Genomic DNA, 11,804 nt, shown 5'->3' on the forward strand with positions numbered 1-11,804 from the left:
GTTGGCATTAGGTCTTCTTGGTAGGCACGTAGGCAACGGAACGGGCGTAGAAGGCATCGACCTTAGCAAGATCGACCTGTTCCACGAACGTAATTCTGGGGGTGCCGAGGCGGCCGCTCGGATCGACCAGGGTCATGCCGCGGGTGAGGCCGGGCGCGAGCTCGACGCTCGAGGAGGCGGTCACCGATTTCGTGACGATCGCCGGATCGACGACCACCGCGGCGGCCAGCGGATCGACGTAGAGCATGTTGTCGGGCGCCTGCCGCTTGCGGCGCACGCCGCGATAATGGTTGACCAGCGCCGCCGAGAAATCGCGGATCGCCGAAGGCGGGGTCCTGTCGAACAGCGCATCGACGCGGGCGCCGTCCATGTAGTGGGCGACGCACGCCTCCCACGGCACGACGATGGTGTCGACGCCGGCGGTGAGCACGATGTGGGCGGCCTCGGGATCGGCGTAGATGTTGAATTCGGCGGCCGGCGTGGTGTTGCCGCGGCCGTAGACGGTGCCGCCCATGATGGTCAGCGTGCCGATGCCGGCGGTGATGTCGGGGGCAAGGCGCAGCGCCAGCGCCAGATTGGTGAGCGGGCCGATCATCAGGATGTCGGCCTTGCCGCCCCTGGCGGCGGCGTCGCGGAAGGTGCGGATGAGGACGCCGACGGCGTCGTCGGAGGCGGGCTCGGCCTGCGTCTTCGGGCGCGCGGCGCCGCCGAGGCCGTCATTGCCGTGCACATCGGTGGCATCGATGATCGGCTGCGTCAGCGGCCGGTCGGCGCCGCGATGCACCGGCACGTCGAGGCCCAGATGCGCGGCGACGGCGAGCAGATTGGTGGTCGCCTGGTCGCGCCCGACATTGCCGAACACGGTGGTGATGATGTCCGGCGCGCGGCCGTTGGCCACCAGCAGGATCAGCGCCTGGGCGTCGTCGACGCCGCCATCGCTGTCGAAAATGAAGGGTCTGGTCACGCTACGTCCCTGGTCTTCTTGTTGTCGTCGACGCGGGCCCAGAAGGCCGCGTAGGTTTTCGAATAGTCGGCGCGGATGTCGGCGAAGGGCCGGCGCACCAGCTCGCGGTCGCGCACGATCGGCTCGCCGGCGATCCACACATGCCGCACGTCGCGGCCGCTGCCGGAATAGACCAGCAGGGTCTCGATGTCGGGCGTCTCGGAATAGCCGGGGCCGCCGAGGTCGACCGCGACGAGGTCGGCGGCCTTGCCAGGCTCGAGGCTGCCGATCTCGTGCCCGAGGCCGAGGGCGCGGGCGCCGTCGATGGTCGCCATGCGCACCAGCTCGCGGCTCGACAGCGGCTGGGCGCGGCCCTCGCGATGCGAGGCGACGAGGCCGGCGACGCGCATCTCGGCCACCATGTCGTAGGAATTGTTGGCGGCGACATTGTCGGTGCCGAGCGCCACGGTGACGCCCTTGTCGCGCAAGCGCACGGCGGGGCAGATGCCGGCGCGGCCGGAGCGGAGGCCGGCGGTGGCGCAATAGGCCACCGACGTTTCGGGATGGGCGGCGAAGATGGCGATGTCGCTGTCGCTGAGATCGAGGCAGTGGGCGGCGTGCACCTTGCCGGAAAAGAAGCCGGCGCGCTCCAGCGCCTCGGTGGCGGTGAGGCCGTAGCGGGCGAGGGTCAGCTCGTTGTCCTCGGGGCCGGCCGCCATATGCAGGTGCAGGCCGGCGCCGTGCTCGCGGGCCACCGCCACTTCCTCGAGCAGCAGCTCCTCGGTGTTGTCGACATAGGGCGCGTGCGGGCCGAACCAGGGGATGACGCGGCCGTCGGCGGAGCGCTGCCGCTCGAGGAAGGCGGTGGCGGCGGCAAGCTCGCGCTGGCCGCGCTCGACGTCGCCCAGCTGCACGATGCCGTAGGCGATGACAGCGCGGAGGCCGGCGTCCTTGACGGCCGCGGCGATCTCCTCGGCGAAGAAGTACTGGTCGCAGAAGGTGGTGGTGCCGCTCAGCGCCATCTCGGCGCAGCTCAGGGCGACGGCGGGGCCGATGTCGGAGGCGACCAGCGACAGCTCGGGCTCGCGGATGGAGTTGTACCAGCCGTCCATGGTGAGCAGGCTCCGGCCTTCGGAGCGGCCGCGGAACAGCACCATGGCGGCGTGGGTGTGGGCGTTGACCAGCCCCGGCATCAGCACATGGCCGCCGAGGTCGACGGCCTCGTCGAATCCGGCGGCGGCGGGCGTGGTGTCGCGGCTGCCGGTGGCGGTGATGCGGCCGTCGCGCACGGCAACCCAGCCGCCCGCGAGCACCCGATCGTCCTGGTCCACAGTCAGCACCGTGCCGCCGTGGAAAAGCGAGGACCCCATAACACCCCAGTTAGTAAACCGGTTTACAGAGCCAACTAAAAACACTCATTATGGGCTTGTCAAATCCTTTGGGCTGCGTCCCCCGGTGAGCCTTGCAGCAGCGTCAATCATGACCGACGACCTCCTCATTTCCGGCGCCGGCGAAGTCGCCATCCGGCAGGAGCTGACGCTGGTGGCGCTCGGCAGGAAGCCGGCCGACCGGGCGCTGCGCGTCGGCCGTCTGCTCGACGTGCATACGCGCAGCTGGCTCGAGGACCAGGAGATCGTGATGCACGGCCGGCGCATCGCCTGGGTGGGGCCGGCCGGCGCCTATGCGGGCGAGGTGCGCGAGCGCGTGCACGAGCCCGACCTTTCGGCGGTGCCCGGCTTCGGCGAGGTGCACAAGCACATCGAGAGCTCGCATCTGACGCCGGAATACGAGGCGGCGCTGGCGATCCCGCGCGGCAATACCTGGACATGCGAAGCGAGCCACGAATTCTCCAATGTCGACGGCGTGCACAATCTCGCCTTCTGGACGATGGCGCGGCGGGCGGGCTCGCCGCTGAAGATCTTTCCGCAGCCCGGCTCGGCGGTGCCGCCGACGGCGTGGGAGTGGGGCGGGGGCTATTACGACGGGCCGGCGCAGGCGGGCTTCATGGCCGAAAGCGTCATGGTCACCGGGCTCGACGAGGTGATGGACTGGCCGGCGGTGTGGAACCCCGAGAACGCCTCGCACGACCGGCTGTGGGGAATGATCGGCGCGACGCTCGCCGGACGCGGCGTGGTCGAGGGGCATGCTTCGGGCCTTACCTCGGTGGGCGAGATCAGCGCCTTCGCGGCGGCTGGCCTCGCCTCCGACCACGAAATGGTGTCGGCGGAGGAGGCGTGGACCAAGCTCAGCCATGGGCTGTTCGTCGAGATCCGCATCTACACCATGACCGAGATCATCACGGGGCTGCTGGAGCGGGGCCTGACAGACTGGTCGCAGGTCGCCCTCACCACCGACGACCGGTCGGCCAGCAACACGCTCAAGGATGGCGGCATGGACCACAATGTCCGTACCGCCATCGCCGCCGGGCTGCCGCCTGAAACGGCGATCCAGTGCGTGACCATCAATCCGGCGCGGCACATGCGGCTGACGCCCTATGTCGGCTCGATCGCGCCGGGCCGCTATGCCGACATCGTGCTCTTGAGCGACGTGCCGGGGGTGAAGATCGCCAAGGTGTGGGCCGACGGCAGGCCGGCGTCGGAGGGGACGCGCTACACCGGGCCGGCGCCGAAGATCGACTATCCGTCGTGGGCGACGCACACGGTCAACATCAAGCGCCGCATCAGTGCCGACGATTTCCGCATTGCGGCGGCGCCGGGGCGCGAGACGATGCAGGCGGCGGTGATCCGGCCGTTCCACTGGCACCCGGTGTTCTACGAGATGACGCTGCCGGTCGCGGACGGCGCGGTGCAGCGGCTGCAAAGCGAAAACCTCACCAAATTCGCCATCGTCGATCGCTTCTCGGGCGAGGGGAAGGTGTCGAAGATGTTCTGGCGCGGCTGCGGGCCGCGCGACGCCGACAGCGCGCTCGCCTGTTCGGTGGGGCACGACAAGCACAACATCTGGTGCGTCGGCTCGTCGGATGCGGCGATGGCGATGGCGGTCAACGCGCTGATCGAGCAGCAGGGCGGCTGGGCGCTGGTGCATGGCGGCAAGGTCGCGGCGACGGTGCGCTTCGAGGTCGGCGGGCTGATGACGGCGCGGCCGCCCGAGGTGCTCGATGCGGAGATGCAGCAACTCTACCGCGCCGCGGAGAAGGTCGACTGGATGTACGAGCCGACCTACCGGCCGCGCTGGTATCCGGGCTTTCCCGAGCGGCTGATGGCGGCGACGCTCACCTGCTCGCCCTGGACCTGGGTGCTGGTGGCGCCGACGCCGCTGGCGCCCGAGGGCTTCGTCAACGTGGCGACGGGTGAGACGCACCCGGTGGTCTGGTAGCGGGGGCGGGCGTGGCGACCATTCACGACGTGGCGCTCGCGGCGGGGGTCAGCAAGACCACGGTGTCGCGCTATCTCAACAACCGCATCGAGCTGCCGGCCGCCACCTCGGCGCGCATCGACGCCGCCATCGCCAAGCACGATTATCGCCCGAACCTGCTGGCGCGGCGACTGTCGACGGGCAAGACCGACGCCATCGGCCTCGTGGTGCCGGAAATCCGCGAGCCGTTCTTTGCCGAGCTGGCCTCGGCGGTGGAGGACGAGGCGGACCGGCACGGCTACACCATCTTCATTTCCTCGACGCGCTCGGACCGCGGCCGCGAGATCGCCTCGCTCAACCGGCTGCGCGACCATCATGTCGACGGGCTGATCATGCTGACCAACACGCCCGACGACGGCTCGCTGGCGGCGGAGATCGGCAAGCGGCGCAACGTGGTGCTGCTCGACGAGGACATTCCCGGCGTCAAGGTGCCGCGGGTGTTCGTCGAGAACACCGAGGGGGCGCGGCGCGCCACGCAGCATCTGATCGCGCGCGGGCACCGGGCCATCGCCTTCCTCGGCGGGCCGCTGGGGCTGTTCACCTCGGAGGAGCGCTTCGCCGGCTATGCCGCGGCGCTGCGCGAGGCGGGGCTCGGCGTCGAGGGACAGCATCTGCATCGCGGCAGCTTCTCGCCCGATCTCGCCGAGCAGGCGGTGGTGGCGATGGCGGCGGCGCGGACGCCGCCGACGGCGCTCTTCGCCTCGTCCGACTATCTCGCCATCGGCGCGATGCGCGGGCTGCGCCGCGCCGGCGTGGCGGTGCCGCGCGACATGAGCCTCGTCAGCTTCGACGATACGCCGCTCGGCGCCATGCTGACGCCGGCGCTGACGGCCATCCAGCAGCCGATCGAGGCGCTCGGCCGGCACGGCTTCCAGGCGCTGTATGCGCTGATGCAGCGCAAGCCGGCGCCAAAGCTGACGCGGCTGCCGGTGACGCTGATCGAACGCGAGTCCGTCGCCAGTCCAAGAGCAAGGGGGAGACTTTGAGCAAGCGCATCCTGATCGCGGGGGAATCGTGGACCACGCATTCGATCCATGTGAAGGGCTTCGACAGCTTCACCACCACCGAATACAATGAGGGCATCCACTGGGTGCGGGCGGCGCTCGCGGGCAATGGCTGGAGCGTCGAGCATCTGCCGTCGCACAACGCGGCGCGCGACTTTCCGGGAAGCCTCGAGGCGCTGCGGCAGTACAACGTCGTTCTGCTGAGCGACATCGGCGCCAACACGCTGCTGCTGCACCCCGAGACGTTCAATCGCAGCAAGGTGCTGCCCAACCGCCTCGATCTGCTGGCGGAGTATGTGCGGGCCGGCGGCGGGCTGGTGATGGCGGGCGGCTACCTGACCTTCCAGGGGATCGACGCCAAGGGCCAGTATGCCGGCAGCGCGGTGGAGGCGGTGCTGCCGGTGACGCTGCACCGCCACGACGACCGCATGGAAAAGCCGGAGGGCGCCGCGCCGGTGGTGGCCGATGCCGGCCATCCCATCCTTGCCGGCGTGCCGTCGGGGGCGTGGCCGGCGCTGCTCGGCTACAACCAGGTGGTGGCGCGGCCCGGGGCCAGCCTGATCGCGCGGGTCGGCGACGATCCGCTGCTGGTGGCGGGGACGTTCGGCAAGGGCCGCTCGGTGGCGTTCACCTCGGACCTTGCGCCGCACTGGGCGCCGCCGCCGTTTCTCGACTGGCCCGGCTACGCGCCGCTATGGGCCGGCATTTGCGATTGGGCAGGGAGTTTCAGATGATCGCCGTCAAGCAGCCGCCGGATCCGTGGCAGCGCACCACCACCGAGCATGGCTTCGCCGCCGACGAGGTGATCTCGGCGCTGCAGAAGTCGATCCGGCGCGGGCTGGTCGAGAATGCGCTGCTGCTCGGCTGGGAGATGTATCTCACCAGCCCGGAGATGGAGGCGATGCTGTGGTCGCGCCTGTGCGTCATCGCGGTGGAGGACGTGGGCTACGGCAATCTCGACGCGCCGGTGCTGGTTGAAACGCTGTTCCAACAGCACCAGCGCTATCCCCGGCCGCAGCACGACCGCTTCCTGTTTGCGGCGCACGCCATCCGGGTGCTGGGCTCGGGGCAGAAGGACCGCACCACCGACGACATGGTCAACTGGGCCAAGCAGTCGGTGGCGCTGGGCGAGCGGCAGGCCGAGATTCCGGACTTCGCGCTCGACATGCACACGCGGCGCGGCGCCGAGATGGGCCGCGACTACCGCTGGTTCATCGAGGAGGCCTCGCGGGTGATCCCCGAGATCCCCGGCAAGGAGCAGAAATACCGCGACTGGATCGTCGACGCGCTGCAGGCGGGGAAGCTGAGCTAGCGTCTCCGCCCACTTGACTCCCGCGCTGAATGTTCTCTTTATGTTCTCGTTCAGCGCGAGGCTTCGATGGGTGCCGCGACCATCCTTCATGCCGACCTCGATGCGTTCTATGCGTCGGTCGAGCAGATGCTCGATCCGCGCCTGCGCGGCCGGCCGATCGCGGTCGGCGGCGGGGTGGTGCTGGCGGCGTCGTACGAGGCCAAGCGCTTCGGGGTGCGCGGCGGCATGGGCGGGCGGCAGGCCAAGCAGCTTTGCCCCGAGCTGGTGTTCGTCAGCGGGCATTTCGACCGCTACCAGGCGCTGGGCGATGCGGCGATCAAGATCCTCGACGACTACACGCCGCTGGTCGAGCGCATCTCGATCGACGAGGCGTTCGCCGACGTGGCGGGCACCGAGCATCTGTTCGGACCGCCGACCGAAATCGCGCGGCAGGTGCGGGCGCGGGTGAAGGCGGAGGTCGGGCTGCCGATCTCGGTGGGGGTGGCGCGCACCAAGCACCTGGCCAAGATCGGCTCGCAGGTGGCCAAGCCCGACGGGCTGGTGGTGATCGAGCCGGAGCGCGAGCTCGACTTCCTGCACGGATTGCCGGTCGAGCTGATGTGGGGCGTCGGGCCGGCGACCAAGGCGCGGCTGGCCGAGCAGGGGGTGCTCACCATCGGGCAATTGGCGCAGACTTCGGTGCATGCGCTGCAGCGGCTGCTGGGGCCGGCGGCGGGCGACAAGCTGGCGGCGCTGGCGTGGAACCGCGACCCGCGCGAGATCGTGACGCAGCGCCGGGCGCATTCGGCGGGAGCGCAATCGGCGCTGGGGCGGAAGCCCGCGACCCTGAAGGTGGTGCGGCCGACGCTGCGGCACCTCGCCGACCGTATCGGTTCGCGGCTCCGGGCCAAGGCGCTGGCCGGGCGGACGGTGACGGTGCGGGTGCGCTTCGCCGATTTCACCGCGGTCACCCGGGCGGCGACGCTGCCGGCGCCGATCGCGGCGACCACCACGCTGTCGGAGGTGGCGGAGGAGCTGGCGATGGGGGTGCTCGGCGACCATCCGGACGAGGGGGTGATCACGCTGCTCGCCATCTCGGTGTCGCAGCTCGAACGACAGCCGCTGCTGCAGCTCGAGCTCAGCTTCGGCGGCGGAGACGAGGTGCGGCGGCCGGGGACGCGGACCGGCGCGGCGCGCTGGAGCGCCGATCGCGCCATCGACCGCATCCGCGACCGCTTCGGGTGGGCGGCGATCGGCTATGGCGCGGTGGTGTTCGAGGCGCGGCACAGCGTGCCCGACGCCTTCCGGGCGCTGGCCGAGAAGGATTTGTAGCGGCGCGCGTCCCAAGGCGATTTGGAACGAACATTCCGAGTTGACAACGCACGGAACCGATGTTTCATCGAGCAGCGAAGAGACTGCCCCGGCGCCGCCGCAGGGCGGCGGGAGAGGGTCGCCTTGGCCGAGCACAGCCTGCGTTTCGCGCTCAATCACATGGTGGCGCCGCATCTGCCGCTGGCCGAGTTCTTCGCGCTGGCGCGGCGGCTGGGGCTGGCGGACGTCGAGATCCGCAACGACCTCGCCGGGCAGCCGCTGCCCGAGCCGGCGGAGGTGAAGCGGCTGGCGGCCGCCGCGGGCATCCGCATTCTCAGCATCAATGCGCTGCAGAAGTTCAACCATTGGAGCGCGGCGCGCGCCGCCGAAGCGACGGCGCTGGCGGAGTATTGCCGGGCGTGCGGGGCCGAGGCGCTGGTGCTAGTCGCGGCCAATGACGGCAGCGGCCGGGGCGAGAGCGAGCGGGTGCCGAACGCCATCGAGGCGCTACGCGGGCTGAAGCCGATTTTCGCAGCCGCGGGGATCGTCGGGCTGGTCGAATGCCTCGGCTTCGACGCCTGCTCGCTGCGCAAGAAGAGCGAGGCGGTGGCGGCGATCGATGCCGCGGGCGGGCGCGATGTGTTCCGGCTGACGCACGACACGTTCCACCATCATCTGGCCGGCGAGGAGGCGCTGTTTCCCGAGCGCACCGGGCTGGTGCACATTTCGGGCGTCGAGGATGCGGCGCTGCCGGTATCCGACATGCGCGACAGCCACCGGGTGCTGGTCGGGCCGAAGGACCGGCTGGGCAACATCGCGCAGCTCAAGGCGCTGCGCGCCGCCGGCTATGGCGGGCCGATCTCGTTCGAGCCGTTCGCGGCGGAGCTGCGGACGCTGCCCGATCCGGCGCGCGCCATCGCCGACAGCATGCAGTTCATCCGCGCCTGGCTGTCATAGCCGGCACCGCCGCAGGAAATCCACGCTCCACCGACCGAAAGAGTTGAGATCATGACCATCCGTTTCGCCCTCTTGGGCGCCGGCCGCATCGGCAAGGTTCATGCCAAGGCGATCACCTCCAACCCCGCGGCCAGGCTGGTCGCCGTCGCCGACGCCATGGCGCCGGCGGCGCAGGCGATCGCCAGCCAGTATGGCTGCGAGGTGCGCAGCATCGAGGCCATCGCCGCTGCTAAGGACATCGATGCGGTGGTGATCTGCACGCCCACCGACACGCATGCCGACCTGATCGAGCAGTTCAGCACGGCCGGCAAGGCGATCTTCTGCGAAAAGCCGATCGACCTCAGCGTCAGGCGGGTGAAGGACTGCCTCAAGGTGGTGGCCGCCAACAAGACGACGCTGATGGTCGGGTTCAACCGCCGGTTCGATCCGCATTTCATGGCGGTGCGCAAGGCGATCGACGCCGGCGAGATCGGCGAGGTGGAGATGGTGACCATCGTGTCGCGCGATCCCGGGGCGCCGCCGATCGAGTACGTCAAGCGCTCGGGCGGCATCTTCCGCGACATGACCATCCACGATTTCGACATGGCGCGGTTCCTGCTGGGCGAGGAGATCGAGACGGTATCGGCGCAGGCCTCGGTGCTGGTCGACCCGGCGATCGGCGAGGCCGGCGACTACGACAGCGTTTCAGTGATGCTGTCGACGGCGACCGGCAAGCACGCCACCATCTCCAATTCGCGCCGCGCCACCTATGGCTACGACCAGCGCATCGAGGTGCACGGCTCGGTCGGCTCGGTGGCGGCGGAGAACCAGCGCGCGGTGTCGATCGAGGTTGCCAACGCCCGCGGCTACACCCGGCCGCCGCTCTACGATTTCTTCATGACGCGCTACACGCAGGCCTATGCCAACGAGATCGCGACCTTCATCGACGCCATCGGCGGCAAGGCCAAGGCGTCGCCGAGCGGCGAGGACGGGCTGATCGCGCTGGCGCTGGCCGACGCGGCGGTGACGTCGGTGAAGGAGGGACGGGCGGTGAAGGTGAGCGAGGTGCTGGGGTAGGGGCCCATATGGCCCTCACCGGCGCTACGCGCCACCCTCTCCCCGGAGGGGAGAGGGGAGGAAGCATCGAGCATCGGTCGGCACTCCCCTCTCCCCTCCGGGGAGAGGGTGCCTCGCGTAGCGAGGCGGGTGAGGGGCCGGATTGTTCTATTTCAGCAGCCACTCATGCTCTTTGGCGTTGTGGAATTTCCAGGTGCGCTTCGGGCCGGCCATGGTGTTGAGGTAGTAGAGGTCGTAGCCGTGCACGGTGGCGACGGGGTGGTAGCCGCGCGGCACCAGCGTCACGTCGCCGTCCTCGACCGCGAGCGCTTCGTCAAGTGCGCGGTCGTCGGTGTAGACGCGCTGCAGGGCAAAGCCCTGCGGCGGGTTGAGACGGTGGTAGTAGGTTTCCTCGAGCAGCGATTCGTGCGGCAGGTTGTCGGTGTCGTGCTTGTGCGGCGGGTAGGACGAGGTGTTGCCGCCCGGGGTGATCACCTCCACCACCAGCAGCGAATGGGCCGGATCGCCCTCGGGCAGGATGTCGGTGACGTAGCGGGTGTTACTGCCCTTGCCGCGCGTGATCTGCGCGTGGGTGCCGGGCGGAATGATTCGTGCCGGATAGGAGCCGCCGCCGGGGGCGGTGCACACGGCCAGCGTCAGGTCGGTGGTGGCGGTGACGTTCCATTCGGCGCCGGCGGGCACGTAGATCGCCCAGGGGGCGCCGTCGAAGGGCGACATGCGCTGGCCCAGCTCGCCGAGCTCCCTGCCGTCGACGGCGACCTTGCCCTTGCCGCTGACGAACACCAGGCAGACCTCGCGGTCGTCCCTGCCGCCCCTGACGAAGTCGGGCGGCTCGAGCTCCCACAGATCGAAGCCGACATAGGTCCAGCCGGCCGATTGCGGGGTGACGTGGTGGCGGCGCTCGCCGTCGCCGCGGGTGGGACGGAGGCGCAGCTCAGCCATTGGGGAACCCCTGGGTTTCGACCTCGTAGCCGGCGGCGGTCATCACCCGCATCAGCTCCTTGTGGCCGACCTGCGCCATGCGGAGCGGCGGATTCTTCTTGGGGTCCTGCTCGGCCTCGACCACGAACCAGCCTTCATAGCCGTGATCGGCGAAGCGTTGGACGATGGCGCCGAAATCGAGCGAGCCGTCGCCGGGCACGGTGAAGGCGCCGAGCGCCACGGCGTCGAGGAAGCTCTGTCTGGTGCGGTCGAGCGCGTCGATCACCGGGCGGCGGATGTCCTTGACGTGCACGTGGTTGATGCGGGCGTGGTGGTGGTCGATGGCGCGCAGCACGTCGCCGCCGGCAAAGGCCAGATGGCCGGCATCGAGCAGCAGCGGAATGCCGGGACCGGAATAGCGCATGAAGGCGTCGAGCTCGGGCTCGGTCTCGACCACGGCCGCCATGTGGTGGTGGTAGCTCAGCGGCATGCCCTGCTCGGCGGCCCATTCGCCGAAGGCGGTGACCTTCCGGGCGTAGGCCCGCATCTCGTCGTCGCTGAGCTTCGGCTTGGTCGCGAGCGGCTTGCTGCGGTCGCCCTGGATGGAGCGGCCGACCTCGCCATAGACGATGCAGGGGGCGTTCACCGCCTTGAACAGCTCGATCATCGGGGCGATGCGGTCCTTGTTGGCCGCCAGCTCCTCGTCGACCAGCGTGCCCGAGAACCAGCCGCCGCACAGCGTCACGTCGGCGGCGCGCAGGATGGGCAGCATCACCGCCGGGTCGTCGGGGAAGCGGCGGCCCTTTTCCATGCCGGTGAAGCCGGCCGAGCGCGACTGGCGCAGGCATTCCTCCAGCGACACGTCGTCGCTCAGTTCCACCAGATCGTCGTTCCACCAGGCGATGGGCGACATGCCCAGTTTGGCTTTCATCTTTTCGTCCCTGTG

The 11,804-nt window shown here is 69.7% G+C and carries 11 protein-coding genes; 7 read left to right on the forward strand and 4 right to left on the reverse strand.

Annotated elements, in window-relative coordinates; all coding sequences use genetic code 11:
* Window positions 1–7 precede the first annotated feature (7 nt).
* Entirely contained in the window at window positions 8–964 is a 957-nt protein-coding gene (locus BGO82_RS02155; protein ID WP_291303897.1) for a nucleoside hydrolase, read from the reverse strand.
* Window positions 961–2,313 (reverse strand): amidohydrolase, encoded by a 1,353-nt coding sequence (locus BGO82_RS02160; RefSeq protein WP_291303898.1) that lies wholly within the window; start codon window positions 2,311–2,313, stop codon window positions 961–963. The genes BGO82_RS02155 and BGO82_RS02160 overlap by 4 nt, the downstream gene beginning before the upstream one ends.
* Before the next feature lie 109 nt (window positions 2,314–2,422).
* On the opposite strand from BGO82_RS02160, the gene BGO82_RS02165 reads away from it, so the two are divergent.
* From BGO82_RS02165 to iolG, 7 genes are all read left to right on the forward strand, one after another.
* Window positions 2,423–4,279: an adenine deaminase C-terminal domain-containing protein gene (locus BGO82_RS02165; protein WP_291303899.1), complete on the forward strand. Its 1,857-nt coding sequence runs from the start codon at window positions 2,423–2,425 to the stop codon at window positions 4,277–4,279.
* Window positions 4,280–4,290: 11 nt separating this feature from the next.
* Window positions 4,291–5,304 carry a LacI family DNA-binding transcriptional regulator gene (locus BGO82_RS02170; RefSeq protein ID WP_291303900.1) on the forward strand — a complete coding sequence of 338 codons (1,014 nt, stop codon included), beginning with the start codon at window positions 4,291–4,293 and terminating at the stop codon, window positions 5,302–5,304.
* Window positions 5,301–6,056, forward strand: coding sequence for a glutamine amidotransferase (locus tag BGO82_RS02175; RefSeq protein WP_291303901.1), 756 nt, complete (start codon window positions 5,301–5,303; stop codon window positions 6,054–6,056). The genes BGO82_RS02170 and BGO82_RS02175 overlap by 4 nt, the downstream gene beginning before the upstream one ends.
* Window positions 6,053–6,634 (forward strand): AAA family ATPase, encoded by a 582-nt coding sequence (locus tag BGO82_RS02180; protein ID WP_291303902.1) that lies wholly within the window; start codon window positions 6,053–6,055, stop codon window positions 6,632–6,634. Before BGO82_RS02175 ends, BGO82_RS02180 begins: the two co-directional genes overlap by 4 nt.
* A gap of 66 nt (window positions 6,635–6,700) precedes the next feature.
* Complete coding sequence (gene dinB, locus BGO82_RS02185; RefSeq protein WP_291303903.1) at window positions 6,701–7,945, forward strand: DNA polymerase IV; 1,245 nt, start codon at window positions 6,701–6,703, stop codon at window positions 7,943–7,945.
* Window positions 7,946–8,104: 159 nt separating this feature from the next.
* Window positions 8,105–8,881 carry a TIM barrel protein gene (locus BGO82_RS02190; protein ID WP_291303985.1) on the forward strand — a complete coding sequence of 259 codons (777 nt, stop codon included), beginning with the start codon at window positions 8,105–8,107 and terminating at the stop codon, window positions 8,879–8,881.
* A gap of 51 nt (window positions 8,882–8,932) precedes the next feature.
* Complete coding sequence (gene iolG, locus BGO82_RS02195; RefSeq protein WP_291303904.1) at window positions 8,933–9,937, forward strand: inositol 2-dehydrogenase; 1,005 nt, start codon at window positions 8,933–8,935, stop codon at window positions 9,935–9,937.
* A gap of 147 nt (window positions 9,938–10,084) precedes the next feature.
* Here the strand turns inward: iolG and iolB are convergent, their stop codons facing one another.
* Together iolB and iolE are read right to left on the reverse strand one after the other, a co-directional pair.
* Window positions 10,085–10,879, reverse strand: coding sequence for a 5-deoxy-glucuronate isomerase (gene iolB, locus BGO82_RS02200; RefSeq protein WP_291303905.1), 795 nt, complete (start codon window positions 10,877–10,879; stop codon window positions 10,085–10,087).
* On the reverse strand, window positions 10,872–11,789 hold the full coding sequence (iolE, locus tag BGO82_RS02205) for a myo-inosose-2 dehydratase (protein ID WP_291303906.1): 918 nt from the start codon (window positions 11,787–11,789) through the stop codon (window positions 10,872–10,874). The genes iolB and iolE overlap by 8 nt, the downstream gene beginning before the upstream one ends.
* Window positions 11,790–11,804: the final 15 nt, after the last annotated feature.

Origin of the sequence: Devosia sp. 67-54 (assembly GCF_001899075.1) — a bacterium.
Classification (GTDB): domain Bacteria; phylum Pseudomonadota; class Alphaproteobacteria; order Rhizobiales; family Devosiaceae; genus Devosia_A.